This is a genomic window from Bacillus sp. FMQ74, from assembly GCF_001875785.1.
Taxonomy (GTDB): domain Bacteria; phylum Bacillota; class Bacilli; order Bacillales; family Bacillaceae; genus Bacillus; species Bacillus stercoris.
In genome coordinates this window covers 1-20,629 of record NZ_MOEO01000003.1, presented here as the reverse complement: position 1 = coordinate 20,629, position 20,629 = coordinate 1, and the positions used below count along the sequence as shown (strand labels likewise).

Sequence of the window (20,629 nt, the reverse complement as noted above, 5' to 3'; positions counted from 1 at the left end):
TTTTAAAAATTAAGCATATTGTATAAAAAAAGAGACAAATCATTTTACTGATTTGTCTCTCTTTTCGTTGTGAAGCATTTAATATTGAAAATAAAATTTTGATTTAGAGGTTAACAGCTTGTACTGAACTTCAACCATTTTATTGAAGAATAACATGGATTTTCGTTCCACACTTTTTGTGTCTAGGATAATTGCTTGGTTATCCACTTTTGCACTGATTTTATTTTGAGAAGTGTTTATCGCAAATTCAATTAAACGCTCTTTCTTTACATGAGCTAGCTGTTCAAGCAAACTCTGCACGTTTACCGTCAATTTTGTGCAATTAGGCTCTAAATCAATACGCTTTACTGGTAATGATATTTCAGACTGTCCGGTATTCACAATGATTTTCGAATGATATGGCAAACAAATTTGCTTATCTTTAAAAATAAATGATAAGTCTTTTGATTCTGTTTCATATGAAAGTTCTGCTTCTGTATAGGCATGTTTCTTTATATCAATCGAAAGATTATCGTAGTTCATTGTGAAATATGGTCTTGCACTGAAGACAAACAACGCATTATGCCCTAAATACATCGTTTTGGTTGAATACTTGTACGCAGCACGCTTGTTTCCGATTCTCGCCCTTAATTTGTAGCCGTCTATCGACGATTCAATAAAGAAATCCCAAACGCCTAAATCTTCTTCTGCAGATGCCAGTTCATCAAACTTGCACTCAAATGTAAATGTTGAATTTTCATACTTAGCCGGCGCAATGTATTTTTCCGCCTTTGTATCGCGATGAACAAATACTCCTGTCAGAGATTGATTTTGATTCGTTTCATCATCCAACAATTTGTGTTTAATAGTTCCCTCTATGCTGAGGCTGTAATCTTTGAATTCAATATTCTGCAGGTGATGTTCAAGCTTATTTTTATAATTTACTTTTAATAACTCTTCAGAAATTGGATAGCGTTCTAAGCTCGGATAACGTGCAATTAAATCCCCGTTATTTACAACACAGAACTTTTTAATGTCTTGTTCTTCACGCTCATACTGGGTTAATCCCTGCAAATCATTATTCCGAATAAATAGCAGCCGCAACTTGATATGCGGAAGCACAAATTGGTCAGCCTCTTCAGGTACTGTATGAATAAATGAGGACAAATATTTAAACCATTCAGCTCTTTCTTCATCGGTCTTCATTTTTATTGTGACATTTTTTGTCCGTGAAAAATCGAAATGCCTGTTTAAAAATACTGCCATCAGTTTAATTTTTCTTGCTTCTTCCAGATCACTAGCCTTGATAGCAGAGATAATATCTTCCATTGCTCCATAAAAGTTCTCTGGGGGAACATAAGCAACACTCATATGTTCACCGTCTCTTTTGACCAGATAGTAATAATCATAGTCAGCTGAAACAGAAATCTTCTTTGCTTTTAAATAAGCGTTCATTGTGAAGACTTGATCTTCCGCTGCTTTTATGTGAGTAGGGAAGGTAATTTTATTTTCTTTTAAAAGTGATGCTTTAAACAGTTTTTGGGGTCCCAATGTAAAAACAATTTTGGAATCAACCAAATCAACATCCGGGTTCGTTTCCTTAAACATTGATTTGGGAACACCTCGGCCGTTTATCCCTTTTAACTTTCCTAATGTAATATCTGATTGATTCTCTTTTGAGAAATTGTACCATCTTAACAATGCTTCATTGCCTAGATAGTCATCAGAATCCACAAATAGAATGTATTCACCCTTGGCAATTTTTATTGCATCATTCCGGGGGGCACCTGGACCGCCTGAATTTACCGTTCTTTCAATAACAACTATATTTTCATATTTCTTTTTATATTGATTCAAAATGTCTAAAGATGAATCCGTAGATTTATCATCAACACATATAATCTCATAATCCTCTTTTGGCATCGTTTGATTAACTAAGCTGTCAAGACATTCGGAAATAAGATCTTCTGAATTATATACAGGGATAACAATGCTTATTTTCATCGATTACCTCACTACCCTAATGGTTCGGTTATATTTTTGCCCAGATAATTATATCAAAAACATCTGTCAATAAGAATAGGCCGAACCTTAAATTTTGTTAAACTTTTACATAGCATGTATACTTTAAAATTTTTCTCATTTTATCGTATAAAAAAGCTTGCCGGCAATTCCTGATAGGTTCTGCCGGCAAGCCGCCTTATTTCTTATTAATAATAGCCAATAATTCCTTCATATATTGCTTGAGCTGCTTTTTCTTGGTACAAAGCGCTCTTTAACTTACTTGCGTCGTTTACATTTGATATGAATGCCAGCTCGGCTAAACTGCTTGGCATCGTTGATTCTCTGATGACATGGAAATTCCCGATTTTCACACCGCGGTTTTGCGTATTGAGCGCTTTATAAAGTCTGCTTTGTATTTCTGTTGCAAGCCGTTTGCTGTTTTCTGACTCATACTTTGTATAATAGTAGGTTTCAGTACCTGTTGCTGCCGGGCTCGCTGAATTGGCGTGAATGCTCACAAACAGGTTTGCATTATTGCTTTTTGCTTTTGCAACCCGCTCAGAAAGCTCTAAGAAAACATCTGTAGATCTGGCCATAATCGGAATTGCTCCGCCATTGGAAAGTTTGCTGTTTACAAGCTTAGCAACGGCAAGGTTAACATCTTTCTCCTTTAAACCATTACCGATCGCTCCGCTGTCATAACCACCATGTCCTGCATCCACAAATACCTTTTTGCCAACAATCACATTTTTCAGCTGGTTCACAACATTTGTGGTAACTGAAATGGTTCCCCCAAGAACTGTGAAAGTATTCTTGCTGTTTGATCCGATGACTGTTCTAGTCGCAGTCGGCAGTGAACCGGCGTCAGTAAATAGCATTGGGCGATTTTGCTTCGCCGCCAGAACAGAACCGGCTAAAGCATCGGCATATTGATAGCCGTTACTGACAAATGCTGCTTTTGATGAAGAATAATACTTTTTCGCTATGTTGGCTGCCACTTCAAAACGGCTGTTCCCGCCGATTCTTGTTGGTGATGGCAGCTGGCTGTAAACGCTTTTTGAGACACTGATTTCTCCCCCGACCACAATAGTCGATGTTGTTCCTTTGCTGTTCATCGCATTTTTCGTTGGTTCGGGAATAGAGCTTGCAGTCGTCAGAAGTATTGGAATACCATTACGGGCAGCATACGAACCGATTGCCAGACTGTCAGCATATGCCGTTCCATTTGCGATTACTGCTTTTGAATTTGAAGACAATTTTTTAGAAATATTTTGGGCAACTTCATAGCGGCTTCTTCCGCCGATCCGTTCCACATTGGAAATACCCAATTTTTTAATGTCACTTACAACGTTGTTAGAAACACTGATCGTTCCGCCGATGACGATGACCTTGCTCGGTTTAAGCTGGCTGATTCTGTCTCTCGTCGGCACAGTCAGTTTAGATGATTCTGTCAATAGAATCGGGGCATTGTATTTATAAGCTAAAGGAGCAGCAGTTAATACATCGGCATATGCTGTTCCGTTTGCTACAACAACCGTGTCCGCACTGCTCCAGCCTTGTTTTGATACATTTACTGCAACCTCATATCTGCTTGCTCCATCCAGCCTTGTAACAGAGTTGGCCGCAAACGCATTTGGTACAAATAACACGACTCCTAGTATCAGCATGGGTATGCTTTTAAGAAAGATCCGCAAAGATAGTCCCTCCAAAGATTGATAATGATTCATAAATCAAATAACGAACGAAGGAGGCATCTCGCCTCCTTGGACTTCTATCAATCTTTTAATAGCTTGATAGAGTTGTTCCCGGATAGTAAAAACTTAAAATCGCTGTAAAAGATTGTCCGGCCGCTGCTCTGGCATTGGCTCCGTACTGACTCATGCCTATGCCGTGTCCGTATCCTTTACCGCTAATGAGAAAGGCGTTTGTATTGCTTGAGACAGAAGCGTATGTACTCTTCATATTTGAAGCGCCAAGCATCGTTCTCAGCTCCGTTGCAGGTACAGTAATTGTTGCAGTTTTTTCACTGAGGCTTCCATTTGACAGGATATAGCCATTTGATTTTTCTTTCACGAAATATGAGAATGTGACGCTCGCTGTTTCCGGCCGCTGACCGGCAGTTTTCTCCGTGCTGAATTTCACACTGGATATTTTCGTGATTTTGATAGACTCGGCATTGCTGTATTTATTTTTAATAAACCAGCTTTTCAAACCGCTCAAATATGCTGAGTTTGTTTCATTTTTAGAGCTCCACCAAGATCCAGGGCTTTTCAGATTCAGAGCACTTTTATCAATCTGGGTTTTATTTAAAGACAGAGACCAGCTGATTTGCGGGTCGTATGTATCTTTTTTAGCGATTAAATAAGGAAGCTGGCTGCTCCACACCTCGCCGCTCGCTTCTGTATAGCCGCCGTTGCTTGAAGAATACGTAGCTGAAATCAAATTCCCATTGTATTTCAAAACTTTTCCTTTTGTAGCTTCAACGACTTCTGAAGTTTTCGAATTCCAGTCATATCCTCCATATACCTGAAAAGCAGTGGTGTCTTGTACTTCTTTTCCAGCCGAACTAATGGAATAAGTTCTCGCTGCGACAGCTTGGGCTTTAAGCGCTTCTTTCTGCCAGCTGGCCGGCATTTCATGAGGAACAACACCCTTTAAATAATCTTCAAAGGGGATATTCACATTGATCGGACGAATATATTTGCCTGACTCTATTGTAAATTTCATGTTTCCGAGATATGGCGTTCCATTCAGACTGATAGAATTTGTAGTTGCATATTTTTTAGGCTGAGCTGTGAAAGAAGTTCCAAGCGTCTTGATTGCAGTACTGTTTTTATAAAGCACCAGATTTCCGCCGGTTAACTTGACTGTATACCCAGTTCCTGCAAAAGTATCTGCCAGTTTGTTCTTTAGCGCATCACTGACAGAGATGCTTCCTCCAAGCAGAGCAAATGACTGAGTTCCTTTTGACGCCACTACATCAGCGACTGGCGACGGCAGGCTGTCTGATTCAACCAGCAGTAAAGGGCTTCCCTGCTTTGCTGCAAGCACAGACCCCGTCAATGCATCCGCAAATGTTTGACCATTTGACATAAATACCTTTGTTGCTTTCATATTTAATTCTTTTACGATATTGGCAGATACCTCATATCGGGACACCCCGCCAATCCGTTTCACAGTTGCCTGCTTTTTTAATGTAGCTTCCACGACAGTGCTGACACTCAACGGACCGCCGACAATCGTAACCTTGCTTGGAATTTTGTAATCACTGCGGATGTTATTGTCTCCCGCAAGTAAAATCGGATAACCGTTCATTGCAGCATATGGCGCGATGGACAAGGCATCCGTAAAGACCATGCCTGTGGCCACTACTGCCTGGCTGTAATTCCCCATCCGATCGGCTATGTTTTTAGAAACCTCGTAACGGGTTGCTCCGCCAATTCGATCGATAGAACCATATTTTTTTAATGTGTTTTCTACATTTTTAGAAACACTGATTGTCCCACCAATGATGAGAATATTGTCAGGATTTAATTTTGCAATTTCGCTTTCTGTTTTTGGTGTTAGCGAATCTGCGTCTGTTAATAAAATCGGTGCATCGTACTTTTTAGCAAGCGGTGTTGCTGAGAGCGCATCTGCAAAAGCGTCCCGATTCACAATGACCACAGTCGTTGGGTTTGTCCACCCGGCAGAAGCTACATTATTGGCAACATCGAAACGGGTGGCTCCTCCATATCGCTCCGTATCCGCTATTCGTGAGCCGGGAATTTCATAGCCGCCTGTGATATCGACATCCAAACTTGATTTGCTGCCTACATAATTACTCAGCTTAACCGAAATGGTTTTATCAGCGGCTTTCGCAGACTGCATAAACGCCGGACATGCTATAACCGCCGCAGTGACTGATGATAGAAGCAAGAGCTTCATTTTTTTCAAAACATGGAACCCCCTAAGAGTTTTTTATTACTTTGTCTCAAGATCCTTAAGCATTAAGGCGCCATTTGAATCTTTTGTATATTTGACAACAACTTTTTGCCCTTCCGAAATGCTGTTCATTTTGTCCTGAAGGTCTGAACCAACCTGAATCGAAGTCTCTTTATCATCAATAGTAACTGCAATCGTATGGCTGTCCGCCAAACCGGCAAAAGTGCCTTCCTTCGTTACAGTCTCTTCTGCAGACGTATCCTGGCTGTCTGAATTTGTTTCTGCTCCTGATGAGTTCTGAGCTGTGCCGCACGCAGACAAAAGAAGCAGCATTGAGAACATTAAAATAGCAATTTTTTTCATTCCTATATCACCTCTCCACTTTTTATCGACAATTTTAAGCTTATTTTAAGATTTCTTTCAAAACAACGAAAAGTTTTTGCGGATTTTCTTAAAATACCGAAACATTTGTTACAAGCAGCCGTCTATTGTAAAGAATCAGACAAATTTTAGTTGTTTTCAAATATTAAGAAACTTATAATCGTACTAGATTACAAAAAAGTGAGGACTTTATAATGAGAGCTGAAAAAAGAAAGAAAAAAAGAAAGGCATTACTTGTCATTTTAGCCATTGTGGCCGTATTTGTACTCGGAACTGGCGGCTATGCATACTACTTATGGCATAAAGCAGCATCAACCGTGGCAAGTATTCATGAAAGCATTGATAAATCGAAAAAGAGGGATAAAGAGGTCAGTATCAATAAAAAGGATCCTTTTTCCGTCTTAATCATGGGTGTGGATGAACGCGACGGCGATAAAGGCCGTGCCGATACGCTCATTTATATGACCGTTAACCCAAAAACGAATACAACCGACATGGTCAGCATTCCGCGTGACACGTATACAAAAATTATCGGAAAAGGCACAATGGATAAAATCAACCATTCATACGCTTTCGGCGGCACGCAGATGACGGTTGACACGGTTGAGAACTTCCTTGATGTTCCAGTTGATTATTTTGTAAAAGTGAACATGGAAAGCTTTAGAGACGTTGTTGATACACTTGGCGGCATTACCGTTAACAGCACATTCGCCTTCAGCTATGACGGTTATTCGTTCGGCAAAGGAGAAATCACGCTGAACGGAAAAGAAGCGCTCGCTTATACCCGGATGAGAAAAGAGGATCCGAGAGGCGACTTCGGACGCCAGGACCGCCAGCGCCAAGTCATCCAAGGCATTATTAATAAAGGCGCTAATATCTCTTCCATCACGAAATTCGGGGATATGTTTAAAGTTGTTGAGAATAATGTGAAAACGAATTTGACCTTCGATAACATGTGGGATATCCAGTCTGACTACAAAGGTGCGCGCAAACATATTAAACAGCACGAACTAAAAGGTACAGGCACGAAAATCAATGGGATTTACTATTACCAAGCTGATGAAAGCGCACTTTCAGATATCACAAAAGAGCTGAAGGAAAGCCTCGAAAAGTAATACAAAAAAGAAGCTTCGCACAATGTGCAAAGCTTCTTTTTTATTTGCCTATAAATGAATCCGGATGTTCTTTCCGATACCCGTAATAAAACAGCAATTCTTCCACAATTCGGCGGGAAGCCTCTCCATCTCCATACGGATTAGAAGCCTGGGACATTTTCTTGTACTCATCATGATCAGTTAACAGCTGTTTCGCCAGCTGATAAATGTTTTCCTCATCCGTCCCCGCAAGTTTCAACGTTCCCGCTTCCACTCCTTCAGGCCGTTCCGTCGTATCACGCAGAACAAGCACCGGTTTCCCGAGAGATGGAGCTTCCTCCTGCACACCGCCCGAATCCGTCAGTATAAAATGCGATTTTGCCGCAAAGTTATGGAAATCAATCACCTCTAACGGTTCAATCAGATGCACTCTGTCAGAATCACCAAAATGCTTCTGCGCCGCTTCTCGAACAACAGGATTCAGGTGCACAGGGTAAACGACTTGTACATCATTAAACTCCTCAACAATTCTGCGAATGGCCTTGAACATGTTTTCCATTGGTTCACCCAAATTTTCCCGGCGGTGCGCGGTCAAGAGAATCATTTTATCCTTACCCACCTGGTCGAGTACAGGATGTGAATATCCGTCTCTAACCGTTGTGCGAAGTGCGTCAATCGCTGTATTTCCCGTTACAAAAATAGAGTCGGCCTTTTTATTTTCTTTTAATAAATTGTCTTTCGCCTGGCCTGTCGGGGCAAAATGCAAATCAGCAATCGCTCCTGTCATCTGGCGATTGAGCTCTTCCGGAAACGGGGAATACTTATTCCCTGTACGGAGCCCTGCCTCCACATGGCCAACAGCAATTTGATGATAAAAAGCGGCTAGGCTACCGGCAAACGTCGTCGTCGTATCACCATGGACAAGCACAATATCGGGTTTGATATCTTTAAACAGCTCATCCAATTTCACAAGTGCGTTAGACGTAATCTCTGCCAGTGTCTGCCGCTCCTTCATAATGTTCAAATCGAAGTCAGGCTTGATGTGAAACGCATCTAACACCTGATCGAGCATTTGTCTGTGCTGTGCAGTGACCGTTACGTAGGAATCTATTTCAGGATATTTTTTCAATTCAAGCACTAGAGGTGCCATCTTGATCGCTTCAGGCCTGGTCCCGAAAACGGTCATAACTTTTAGTTTTTTCATATTGTCACCTGGTTTCTTTGTTTAACGGGCTGTTAGATAGAATTTTGATTGATCCGATTGTATAAATAGGTCTACTTTCTTCTTTATTTTAAAGCACCATAGCTTTTTTTCAATATTTTTACTGCAAAAGTATACACTGACATCCTTTTTCGGAACCAATGTTGTTTTATATGAATTAATGGATAAAACAATATTGGTGTTTTGTAAATAAGCCGGGGCAAACTTTTGCTCAACGAGATTCCGATCAACCTGTATCACTGTCCCATCAGCTGAACTGATTTGATTTTTTATTGGTATTAAAAACTCTTGGTTATTACACTCAACCAATAATAAGGATTGCTTCGGAAAAAACAATTGGCTTCCAGGAAAGATGAACGTTAAATGCTGGTCCGAATCATTATTTCTGAATTCGACTTTCAGAACTTCCTGCTTTCGGATATCCACCGATAAATTATCATAGGTTTTAGTAAAGTACGGCCGTGCGCTGAAAGCATATTCCCCGTTATTCCCAATATATTTAGCATGCTTTGAATAGGGATATTTTTCTCTGCTGCTGCCAATTCGGGCGCGTTTTTTATAACCGTCAATCTCTGATTCAATAAAGAAGTCCCAAACTCCAATATCTTCTTCATTAACGGCCAAATCAGTAAACTTCGTGAGAAATTCAAATTCCCCGTCCTTGGCATACACCGGAGAAATAATTTTTTCAGTTTTTCTATCACGGTGCACCCAAATGCCGAATAAAGATTGCATTGCTTGTTGCTCTGGTTGTAAAGCCGTGTGGGTAACCGACCCTCTTAATGTGAAAGTGTTGTCCTTCATTTGAAATTCGCTCACGTAATGACTGATTTTGTTTCTGTCATCAATGATCCGTTCGTTCTCTGTTAAATGATACGGGATAAGGCTGGGGTAATTTGCTATGATATGACCATTTTTAACTAACGTATAGTGGATCATATTTTCTTTATCAGCTTCAAACTGTTTTAAGCCTTTTAGGTCATTATTGCGTACAAAGTATAATTTTAACCGCGTATGAGAATGAACAAGCTTATCAATTTCCCGTGGTATATTTTGTTCAACAAAATGATGAAGCTCTGTCATCCATGTTTGCTGCTCTTGTTCATCCTCAATTGTTACGGTAAAGTCCGTTGTTCTAGAAAAATCAAAATGACGATTTAAAAACTTCGCCAAAAACTTCATTTTGCGGTTATGAGAAAGACGGCTATTACGAATCATATCTATGATTACCTTCATTGCGCCATAGTAGCTTTGAGGCGCAACGTATGCAAACGTCATATGCTCACCGTCATGCTGTACAGCATAGTAATAATCATAATCGGCCAAGACAGAAATTTTGTCCGCTTCTAAATAGGCTTGCATGACAAATACCTGATCCTCCGTAGCCTGTATATTAGAGGGGAAATATATGTCATGCATTCTAAGCAGAGAGACTTTAAAAAGTTTTGTCGGTCCGATTGAGTAAACAAGCGGAGATTTTACAAGATCCGCCTCAGGTTTTGTTTCCTTAAAAATAGCTTGCGGGACCGATCTGCCGTTTACACCAACCATTTTTCCAAGCACAATATCTGAATCGTGCTGTTTTGCAAATTGATACATTCTCTCAAACGCTTCGATTCCTACATAATCATCGGAATCAATAAAAAAAATGTATTCACCGTTCGCGGCACGTATCGCTTGATTTCGCGGCTCTCCCGGCCCTCCCGAGTTTTTTTCTCGTTCTATAACCGTTATATTAGAATACTGTTCACTGTACTTTTTTAATATTGAAACCGTGCCATCCTGAGAACAATCATCTACACAAATAATTTCGTACTCATTATTCGGCATGGTTTGTTGTACCAGACTATCCAGGCAGCGGGAGATAAAATGTTCTGAGTTGTATGTGGGTACTGCTGCAGTAATTTTCACCATGACACCTCTATCCTTATCCGCTTCTATTTCATTCACAAAAGCTCATATAATGAACAAAAACAGTATAAAAAAGCACTATTTCGTCATTTCAAATACTTCTTCCCATCTTTCAAATAATCGGGCTTCACTATATTCAGTATCCATTAAGTTCTTTGCGTTTTTTCCATATTGAATGGCTTTCTCAGGGTTGTCGTACAAATAAATGATACTTTCAGCCAGCATTTCAATATCATCAGGTTCTACAAGCATTCCCGTTTCGTGTTCTTTTATGAGCTCTCTTGGGCTGTATTTCACATCAAAACTGATAACAGGGGTTGCGCACGAAAACGATTCACAAATGGCAAGACTAAACCCCTCAAATTTTGATGTTAATAATGTGGCAAGCGCCTGTTGATAAAATGGAGCTGGATTTGCGACATACCCTTTTAAATGTACATTATCTAACTTGAGATCATCGATCAATTGCTGGTATTCCTCGTGGCCGGGACCGCTGCCATATATATTAAGGACAATATCCGGCCGGTATTTTTTTACGATTCCCATTGCTTTTATGACCTTATCGATCCCTTTTTCCTCATGATATCTGGCCACCATGACAAACTCGTTTTTCTTTTTTTCATAAGTTTGTAATTTTTCAAGCCTTCTTGGTGCATGAGGAATAACAAAAATGTTATTGTTCGACTCAAAATCCTTCATGATATCTTCTTTTTGTTCATTCGTTAATACGATCAGCCCGTCATAATCCTTAATATGCTCCATCGCATATTGATGATTGTTTCGAACTTTGCTGCCTACCATATAAGGATAATCTAAATGATTTGAGTGAACACAGTAATATCGTTTTGCCAATCCTGCACGCATTTCATTTACTTTTGAAGCACTTCCGACTCCGTCACAGATGATAATAGGGTCCTTTTCTTTCTTACATAACGTTTCAAGCCAATGTGTATGAAACTGGTGCTTGTTTTTAAAAAACACAGCTTCCTTTTCATCACGGCCAAACAGCATAACACCTTGACTGGCTCCTGTTTTAAAATGGTACCATTCTGTTAAATAACAGAAACCGTCGGGTGCTGTGTAGTGAATTTGATTGATTTTTCTGCTTCTTGTATCGAAAATCACAGTTTTATTTACATAACCGCCATGAAAGAATTCCCGCTTTGTCATTTGCATATTTTCATTGAAATGATCTACATATAAAAGGTTATTTGACTCATCCCATTTTTTCTTTTTCATATATAAACCATTCTTAAAGTATTCCGTTTCTAATTTTTCCTCATTATGATACACGGCATATGGCTCTTCAAAGCGATTACGATTTTGATCAAAATATCTTTGTTGTGCATCCCCGATTTTTATATGCTTATGCTGATTTTTATAGTCATCATAAATATTGAGGATATTTACATCAGCATGCAGCCTTCCAGCGCTCTTCAGCACTTTTTCAATCTGATCATAATTATCCTTATAATCAAGTGTGACCAAATCGATTTTATGGCCGCGCTCCGCAAATGTAAAAGATCTTGACATCATAGAGCTTGTAATGCCGCCTTTTTCAATGTCTATTTCATATATTAGTGAAAAGATCCTTCTCATCTTCAAGCTCCTTCTTCTGGTAAAACCTTGTCTGCTATTTTTTTACAAACAGCCGTCTCATTAATTTTCTCCGAAATCCCTCGGCTGTCTGAACATGCAAATCATCATTTTCTTCTGCCAAATGAATTTGCCAGCCCGAAATACTTTGTTTTGATAATGGAATTTCCTTTTGATTGGTTATTCGCACACCGGATGCAAAGAAGCTATTATCCCACTCAGAACAGAGATACAATTCAAGAGTGGACAACTGATCTAATACAGAGTGAACACGAAGTATACCACTTGCAGTAAATGTCAGTTCTTCCTCGCTGTTTACTTTTGCGTCAAATGTGCTCTCAGTGCCGCTCTTCTTATTTTTTAACTTCCAATACATTTTATGACGGCCAACAGAATGGGGCGGAACGTCGCCTTTAAATTTAACCTTGGCTGACAAATATAAATCAGATTTCGACTGCCATTCAACTGTTAACAGCTCAACATTCATATCTTTCAATTGATTATTAAATGGCACCTGATCAATGAGTTTGTCCACAAAACGCTTGCGGGTAAACGGCTCTTCAGAAACGTAATAAATGTTTGTGCGTGGCCCCGTACTTTTCATTATGTCATGATATCGCTTCAAGGAAGGAACCACGAAAGCATCAAGGTGGCCTATTTCCTTTTCAGGGTTTTCCAACATCTCATTCGTCTCTATAAAACCTAGATACATGGAAGAATATTCAACTGAAAGAGACTTTAGTGTTGTATATAACTTGACTTCAGAAGTTAAAAATAAATAATCCGTTTCCTTTATTACGCTGCTTAGAAAATAACGGGAAAGTTCATTTTCTGAATACAATACACTGACTATATTCTCTTTTTCGTCGAAAATGACAATTTTTTCAGTTGTTCCATCATTCTTATACCATTTTGTCATATAGCAAGTGCCATCTGCCCTTAAATAAAGGTGCTGCTTCGGTTTGTTAGTCTCAAGATCCATGTACATTAAGCTGTGTACATATCCAGACGAATCATATTCTTCCCTTTTAAATCTTTGCCTGCTTTCATTAAAGTAGTCAATAACAGCAAGTTCTCCTGATGCTGTAAACCTTTGATATTTGATATAACGTCCATTATTGTAATAGCGGTAAATTGGCTTATTTGGTTCTTGAATATATGTTAAACCGTCTTGTTCAATCGGATGCTTGATTTTATCTTTCTGAGGTTCAGAACCTTTAAAGTAGCTGTACATATTAATAACAGCAGTATCTTTAAAAGAAGAAGGTCCATTGGGCTCATGATGTAAAGTGACAATTTCCATTGGATAATTCCAATCGTTAGTAGTGATATTAAACTTTTTTGCATCATTCAGCTCTTGACAAACATATGCTAATTTAGGAGTAGAAACCTTAATCGTCATCGTCTATTTAATACCTTTCAAATAAATTCGTACGTCATATTTTCAGAACTACATTATATCACTTTTGCTGAGCAGGCTCTAGAGATGAAGAAGCTGTTATATTTCTTGAAATACCGGATCAGTTGAAACTGTTTTATCTATCAATTGATGATATTTTTTGTATTTCCTCGACCCCAAAGTCACTGAATTGACTCTTGTTTAATATTGGTTTTTCTTATATGATTAAATGTGTTTAACAGAATGAAAATAGGGTATTGATGAGAAAAGAAACTTAAACATTTTAAATACTCAGCATTCAAAAGAGTGACCCTAAATCTGTTCTTAAGGAAGGTGCTTTGAAATTGAAAAAAGTACGTAAAGCCATAATCCCTGCCGCAGGTCTCGGAACGAGATTCTTGCCGGCTACAAAAGCAATGCCGAAAGAAATGCTTCCTATCGTTGATAAACCTACCATTCAATACATAATTGAAGAAGCTGTTGAAGCCGGTATTGAGGATATTATTATCGTAACAGGAAAAAGCAAGCGTGCGATTGAGGATCATTTTGATTACTCTCCTGAGCTTGAAAGAAACCTAGAAGAAAAAGGAAAAACTGAGCTGCTTGAAAAAGTGAAAAAGGCTTCTAACCTGGCTGACATTCACTATATCCGCCAAAAAGAACCTAAAGGTCTCGGACATGCTGTCTGGTGCGCGCGTAACTTTATCGGCGATGAGCCGTTCGCGGTACTGCTTGGAGACGATATTGTTCAGGCTGAAACACCAGGGTTGCGCCAATTAATGGATGAATATGAAAAAACACTTTCTTCTATTATCGGAGTTCAGCAGGTGCCCGAAGAAGAAACACACCGCTATGGCATTATTGACCCGCTGACAAGTGAAGGCCGCCGTTATCAGGTGAAAAACTTCGTTGAGAAACCGCCTAAAGGCACAGCACCTTCTAATCTTGCCATCTTAGGCCGTTACGTATTCACGCCTGAGATCTTCATGTACTTAGAGGAGCAGCAGGTTGGCGCCGGCGGAGAAATTCAGCTCACAGACGCCATTCAAAAACTGAATGAAATTCAAAGAGTGTTTGCTTACGATTTTGAAGGCAAGCGTTATGATGTTGGTGAAAAGCTAGGCTTTATCACAACCACTCTTGAGTTTGCGATGCAGGATAAAGAGCTTCGCGATCAGCTCGTTCCATTTATGGAAGGTTTACTAAACAAAGAAGAAATCTAAACAAAAAGGCTATTGGACATTCATCCAATAGCCTTTTTTTATTTCAACATCAAAGTCAGTGTATGCTTTTCATTATCAACTGCAAAAGCCTGATCAGCTGTATTCACAAGAAAACGCTTCTTGCTGCTGTCATACAATACATCGCTATCACTCAAGGATAGTGACGCCGGGTTGATAGGAGAAATGTTATGAAAAATAAGCTCTGATGCTTTATCATTCTCCAGTACATAGCTGATTTTTTCATAATCAAAATCTAACGTTTTTCTGCCGTCAGCTGTATTTCCTTCAGTATATCCATTTAATTTCGATTGAATGCTGGTTCTGCTGTCTCCCAGGAATTTCAGAAAGTATTCATAGGAAGATGCTGCGTTTTGCGAGACATAAGGCGTAAAGACAGCAGCATGCAATTTAGCATGTTTCATGTTAGTTGCAACAGCGCTCTTTTTCACAAAATAAGACTGTCCGTTAAACTTTATTTTCGCTGCTTGTTTGCCCTTTGCAGCTACCGTCACCTCTGTACCGAATGGCAGTGTAACGTCAGCCTTCTGTTTTAAACCTTGATCCTTATAAGCAGGGGCTTTTTGATTTGCTATAAACCCTTGCTTATTGACTGCAGTTAAGCGTTCCTCTGACTTGCCCTTTGCATTGCCATGATGATTCTTTACTTCATTTTGCGGGATAGCGCCAAACGAAGCAATTGTACGAAGCGGGGCATTAAAGAACATCGTTCCTGCCATAAATACAGTCAGGATAGACAAAATAGCAATTTGAACCGCATTAGTCAGTGATTTCGGCTTTTTCTTCTTTTGGCGGAAACGGGCAAACGCTTCAGGATCTTCTTTCTTCCGCTCTTCCGTTTGCTCTTTTTTATATGTCTCTTTTTCTTTTTTCGACAGCTTATTAAACCAGTCAATAAATGCTTTATACTCTTTCACAACCGTTTTTGTTTCATCAAACATCCGTAGCTCGCCGTAGTGCATCCAAGCGACGCGGTCACACATCTTTTCAATCTGGCCGATCGAGTGGCTGACAAAGAAAATGGTTTTTCCTTGCTTTTTAAACTCATTTATTCTGTCTACACACTTCTGATAAAACGTTTGGTCCCCTACGGAGAGCGCTTCGTCAATAATTAAGATGTCAGGGTCAATATGCACGGAAATCGCGAAACCGAGACGCGACTTCATACCACTGGAATAGTTTTTAACCGGCTGATTAATAAAATCGCCAATTTCGGCAAATTCCACAATGCTGTCATACATATCATCAATTTCTTTATTGGTTAACCCCATCATTAAACACTTAAGCCGGACATTGTCCCGGCCCGTTAATTGGTTATTTAAACCGGCAGCAATCGCAATCAGCGACGGCTGGCCGTTCATTTCAATTTCACCGCTGGTCGGCGGAATAATTTTAGCCAGCAGGTTAGACATGGTCGATTTCCCTGATCCATTTATCCCTACAAAGCCGATTGTCTCTCCCTCATACACGTCAAAGGAGACATTCCGCACAGCAAAAAAACCATTATCCTTAGCCGGAAAAAACAATCCTTTAATCTTGTCCGATTGTTTTTTATACAAATGATATTGCTTTGAAACATTTCGAAACGAAACTTTTAGTTTCATCGTACAATCTCCTTACGTATTAAAGAAAGTCAACAAACTTGTCTCTGAATTTCATATGCAGGATAGAACCTACCAACAATAAAAGGAATGTGAACAGCCAGAAGTACAGCGTGTACTTCATGTCTTGGAAAAACCATTTTCCGTCTAAGAAGCTGTTCCTAAATCCTTCTATCAGATAGAAAATCGGATTCAGCTTAAGCACAGGCAGAAGATTCGGGTGGTTTTTCCCGAGCTGCTCTGAGATATTCCAAAAAATCGGAAGTAAAAAGAACAATAATCTCGTTACGGCCTGCAGCAGAAATTGATAATCTCTGACAAGCACACTGATTGTAGAGTTAAACAAACTAAATGAAAACATAAACACAATCATGCAGATTAAATAGTAAATATATTGTATCCAATGCAAGCTAGGGTAAACACCGCTTGCTAAAAGGACAATGACATAAACACCCATCATTACAAAATAACTAAATAAATTTGAAGCAATCACGACAGAAGGCAGTGAACTGATCGGAAAATTCATTTTCGCAACCATATTGATACGTTTAAATACACTGTTTGATCCATCGAGGATCGTCGGGCTAATAAAAAACCACGGGATCAAACCAGCCAGCATCCAAACAATAAAAGGCACTTCTCCAATACCTGTTATGACTGGCTTGCTGTTACGAATCCCCATACCAAATACAAACCAATACGCCAGCATTTGAATGAGAGGATTGAGAAACTGCCATAATACGCCAAGATAATTCATCTGATACTGAGACTTTGTCTCATACGAAGCTAAGCGCAAAATTAAAGGAAACGATGTCACTTGCTCTTTTACGATTCTTACTAATGCATTCATTGTTTATCTTCCTTAGACTTAAATGATTTTTTGGATCTTTCGGTTAAAGAAATTTGAAAGCACCGGTGAATATTGTAACAGATATTGAGGTTTTTTTCACTTTTAAAAAGTAAAGAGAAGTCCCGCAGAACTTCTCTTTACATTAAAGTGTCAATATAGGGCTAATTAAACTCACTTAGCAACTTTATTATTATCTAATTCCAAAATAGCTTTATAAATACGATTCCTATTATTTTTATCAGTATATGCAAAAAAGTTATCTACTCTTTTTCTATACTTCTCTTCCATACGACTATTGTTTTTCATATAATAGATAACTTTATCAACTAAGCTATTATGATCTTCTATTACATCACCAAACCCCATTTTTTTATAATCATAGTAATCAAGTTTAAAATGGTATGACTTTTCGTATTGATAATAGATCACAGGCTTTTTCTCGTATGCAAAATCAAACGCAACTGATGAAAAATCAGTAATCATTATATTAGAAGAATTAAATAACATTTGATAGCTGCTGTTATAGTCGGCAAACTCCACATACTCATGCTTTTCAAAGTCCTCAATCTGTTGCTGAATGTCTGGGTGCGGGAAGAAAGTTATTTTATAATTATTGTTCTTAGCAAATTCGATTAGCCGCTCATCATTAATCAAGGCATTGTACCTAACAAAGTATTCACTATCTTTAAATTTGGGGTTGTACGGTCTTACTCCTTTTGCCTGATCTTTCGGTAATACAATATCTTTTCTCCAAGTCGGCATTATTAAAAGCTGCTTTTCCCCTTCACTCTTCGTAAGATTATCGTATCTCGGAAATCCGCCCAAAAAGATGTTTTCTCTTTTATAATTGTAATTCCCTTTTACAATAGACCGGTATTCAGGTTTCGCTGAAGTGACTAATAATTTGATATTCTTGCTGTATTTATTTAACCATTCAGAATGATCTGCCATTGTTATTCCATGCTGTAAAAAGACAAACTCAAAATTAAATAAATCTCTAAAATAAATCTCCATATTGAAAAATGGATTTACAACCCATATATCTGCATGTGTCGATATTACTTTGGAAGAGGATAAGGTTAAAATTTTATGTCTAAAAGATCTGTATGGTATAACCTTTCCGTATTTTTTAATTCTGTCGTAATCCTTGCTATCTTTTTTTATTATAAAGTATTTTTTTACCCCATCATTCTTGTTGATTGCATATTTAAAGAGGTGCTCGGCATTATCATCAGCTTTGTCTTGTCTGTCTATGAATAACCATACTGGTTTCCTATTAAAAATAGTGAAAACATGGTGTGCTATTCTTGCCACAAGTGCCTTCTTAATCGCTGATTTTCGTTTTTTTGATTTCCCCCCTGATTTATGAAGGGATTTTAAGAAACGAAACTCTTTTATAAATCTATTTTTTACATTGTTTTTTTCGAACATTAATTTTTTATAATTATAATAAAAGATATAATCCTTTTTAGCTGCATAAGCATTAAATAGGTCATTTGACAAACCTGAATACTTAAAGAATCGAAGCTTTGCCATTTTTCTTTTTTTACCTTTAGCTATAAAAAATTCAATATGGTGATTGCCAGCAAGATAGCTTTTGGGAATATCTATAGAAAAACCAGGATATTTTTTTATTACCTCTCCTAAACTTATATAATCGTTATGACTTCTTTTTATTTTCTTTGCTTTTATTTTTGTTTCTCCAATTTTAGCATAAAAATTAAAGCCTTTAGAATTAAAGAGAGAGCTCCAAAATCCTTCAATATGAACAGAATCCTTATTTTCTTCTAAAATCTCAATAGTTAGAGTTTGATTCGATAATTTCGAAACAACTTCATCTTCTCTATATAAAAAATAATCTTGTTCAGTTTCTTTTTCATATACATACTTACTATAATTTTCACCGTGCTTTATTTTCAAAGCATGATACAGATAAAAATGGCTTACACTTTGTGTATCAATTATGACATCGTCGTCAATATACGATAGCACTTCTCGAATCAACGTTATAAATTCTTGGTATTCATCTTCATCTAGGGGTGTTTCACTAATATCCTTGATCAATAATTTCCATTTCAAATCATGCATAACCATATATTGAAGAAACAACGGTATTTTCTGTTCATGATTCTTTGTGATATCAATTAAACTCTTGGAGAAGGTGTTAAGTGAATGGTTAAACCAATTCTTATTAGCCTTAGCTGTTTGCATGGCAGAAGATCCATCTTCTCTGACTCTATAGTGATATTTGGCTTCCTTAACCAGCCCATATTTTTTCTTTCGCGATATAATTAAATTGACTAGCTTTGCATCTTCACCTATTTTACAGTTTTCATCAAATCTGATATTTTTTAAGGCTTCTTTTTTTATAAATGTAGAACAGCAATGGGTTAATATATACTGTGGTTCTTTTTCCACATCCAATATTCTTGTACAAGAAAACTTGTTATTTAGATTATGTTCTCCCGTTCTTCCTTCTTCAAAAAAAATAGGAATTGCTACAATATCAATTTCATTCTTATGTTGTTCAAAGAAATTTAAAACATTTTCGAAAGTTTCTTTTGAAACTAAGTCATCTGGATCCAAAAATTGAATATATCTACCTTCAGCATACTTTAATCCATAATTTCGGGCACTGCTCACTCCGCCATTCTGTTTTTTCACATATATAATGTTATTGGGATATTTTTGGGCATATTCTTTACAAATAATTTCACTTTTATCAGGGCTGTCGTCATTCACAAGTATTAACTGAATATTCTCAAAACCAACCGTCTGGTTAATAACGCTTTCTATAGCATCAGTCAGATACAACTCAACATTATAAATCGGCATTATAACACTGAAATCATAATTAAAACTCTTTTCGTTCATAAAAGATTACTCCTAACAAAATGTTTATATATAAAAGAATCCGGGTAAATAAGATAAAACAATTAAAATATAGAGTGTTAAATTTTTGAAAAACAATAATTTACTGTAGTAAAATGAATTGAAAGCATTCCTTGCTATTTTTTAAAAATCTTTGTAAGCAAACTTTTAAAAATATTGACACGATTAAGGTCTAAAACATCATTAGGTGTTTTTAGGACAAAATCAAAAGCACAGGCCCAAATTGGTATTTCAACAATAAAACCGGCATATCTAAAATCTCGTAATTTAAATCCCCACACTTCAATTGTTCTTTCCAGTTCTTTACGCTTGCACTTTTTTAATCTATTAAAATATTTTATATATATCCAATCATTTTCTTGCATCTCATAGTATTGATTAATAAAGTGCCCTGTTAATTCAAGTTTAAGCCCTTTTATTTTGATCGAAGTAATAGTACATGAACTTTGTAGTACTTTTTCTTTTTTTATGTTTTCAAGAGTTACTGTATTTGCTTCCAATAGATTAAACATAAACTCTTTATAGTACATAGGCA

General features: G+C 37.8%; 13 protein-coding genes and 1 pseudogene. 2 read left to right on the top strand and 12 right to left on the bottom strand.

The window, feature by feature from the left end; genetic code table 11:
- Window positions 1-78: 78 nt before the first annotated feature.
- From tarQ to BLL41_RS06925, 4 genes are all read right to left on the bottom strand, one after another.
- Complete coding sequence (gene tarQ, locus BLL41_RS06940) at window positions 79-1,983, bottom strand: (poly)ribitol-phosphate teichoic acid beta-D-glucosyltransferase TarQ (protein WP_071577283.1); 1,905 nt, start codon at window positions 1,981-1,983, stop codon at window positions 79-81.
- Between the two features lie 206 nt (window positions 1,984-2,189).
- Complete coding sequence (locus BLL41_RS06935; RefSeq protein ID WP_071577282.1) at window positions 2,190-3,677, bottom strand: N-acetylmuramoyl-L-alanine amidase; 1,488 nt, start codon at window positions 3,675-3,677, stop codon at window positions 2,190-2,192.
- An 88-nt stretch (window positions 3,678-3,765) separates the two neighbouring features.
- Entirely contained in the window at window positions 3,766-5,919 is a 2,154-nt protein-coding gene (locus BLL41_RS06930; protein WP_071577281.1) for a SpoIID/LytB domain-containing protein, read from the bottom strand.
- Between the two features lie 27 nt (window positions 5,920-5,946).
- Window positions 5,947-6,270 (bottom strand): hypothetical protein, encoded by a 324-nt coding sequence (locus tag BLL41_RS06925; RefSeq protein ID WP_014665577.1) that lies wholly within the window; start codon window positions 6,268-6,270, stop codon window positions 5,947-5,949.
- Window positions 6,271-6,482: 212 nt separating this feature from the next.
- Between BLL41_RS06925 and tagU the strand changes: the two genes are divergently transcribed.
- The gene (tagU, locus tag BLL41_RS06920; RefSeq protein ID WP_071577280.1) at window positions 6,483-7,403 is read left to right on the top strand and encodes a polyisoprenyl-teichoic acid--peptidoglycan teichoic acid transferase TagU; all 921 of its coding nucleotides are present in this window, start codon (window positions 6,483-6,485) and stop codon (window positions 7,401-7,403) included.
- 40 nt (window positions 7,404-7,443) lie between these two features.
- Here tagU and wecB read toward each other — a convergent pair whose 3' ends face one another.
- From wecB to BLL41_RS06900, 4 genes are all read right to left on the bottom strand, one after another.
- The gene (wecB, locus tag BLL41_RS06915) at window positions 7,444-8,586 is read right to left on the bottom strand and encodes a non-hydrolyzing UDP-N-acetylglucosamine 2-epimerase (RefSeq protein ID WP_071577279.1); all 1,143 of its coding nucleotides are present in this window, start codon (window positions 8,584-8,586) and stop codon (window positions 7,444-7,446) included.
- A gap of 21 nt (window positions 8,587-8,607) precedes the next feature.
- Window positions 8,608-10,518, bottom strand: coding sequence for a glycosyltransferase (locus BLL41_RS06910; RefSeq protein ID WP_071577278.1), 1,911 nt, complete (start codon window positions 10,516-10,518; stop codon window positions 8,608-8,610).
- A gap of 75 nt (window positions 10,519-10,593) precedes the next feature.
- A complete protein-coding gene (locus tag BLL41_RS06905; protein ID WP_071577277.1) occupies window positions 10,594-12,114 on the bottom strand; it encodes a glycosyltransferase in 1,521 nt (506 codons plus the stop codon).
- Between the two features lie 34 nt (window positions 12,115-12,148).
- Window positions 12,149-13,513 carry an alpha-glucosyltransferase N-terminal domain-containing protein gene (locus BLL41_RS06900; protein ID WP_071577276.1) on the bottom strand — a complete coding sequence of 455 codons (1,365 nt, stop codon included), beginning with the start codon at window positions 13,511-13,513 and terminating at the stop codon, window positions 12,149-12,151.
- Between the two features lie 341 nt (window positions 13,514-13,854).
- On the opposite strand from BLL41_RS06900, the gene galU reads away from it, so the two are divergent.
- Window positions 13,855-14,733, top strand: coding sequence for a UTP--glucose-1-phosphate uridylyltransferase GalU (galU, locus tag BLL41_RS06895; RefSeq protein ID WP_003227944.1), 879 nt, complete (start codon window positions 13,855-13,857; stop codon window positions 14,731-14,733).
- A 38-nt stretch (window positions 14,734-14,771) separates the two neighbouring features.
- Here galU and tagH read toward each other — a convergent pair whose 3' ends face one another.
- The 4 genes and pseudogenes from tagH to BLL41_RS06875 all read right to left on the bottom strand — a co-directional run.
- On the bottom strand, window positions 14,772-16,355 hold the full coding sequence (gene tagH / locus BLL41_RS06890; RefSeq protein ID WP_071577275.1) for a teichoic acids export ABC transporter ATP-binding subunit TagH: 1,584 nt from the start codon (window positions 16,353-16,355) through the stop codon (window positions 14,772-14,774).
- Between the two features lie 19 nt (window positions 16,356-16,374).
- The gene (tagG, locus tag BLL41_RS06885; protein WP_014665585.1) at window positions 16,375-17,202 is read right to left on the bottom strand and encodes a teichoic acids export ABC transporter permease subunit TagG; all 828 of its coding nucleotides are present in this window, start codon (window positions 17,200-17,202) and stop codon (window positions 16,375-16,377) included.
- Between the two features lie 171 nt (window positions 17,203-17,373).
- Window positions 17,374-20,076 (bottom strand): poly(glucosyl N-acetylgalactosamine 1-phosphate) glucosyltransferase, encoded by a 2,703-nt coding sequence (locus tag BLL41_RS06880; protein ID WP_071577274.1) that lies wholly within the window; start codon window positions 20,074-20,076, stop codon window positions 17,374-17,376.
- A 134-nt stretch (window positions 20,077-20,210) separates the two neighbouring features.
- A pseudogene (locus BLL41_RS06875) lies at window positions 20,211-20,629 on the bottom strand (glycosyl transferase family A); the annotation flags it as partial.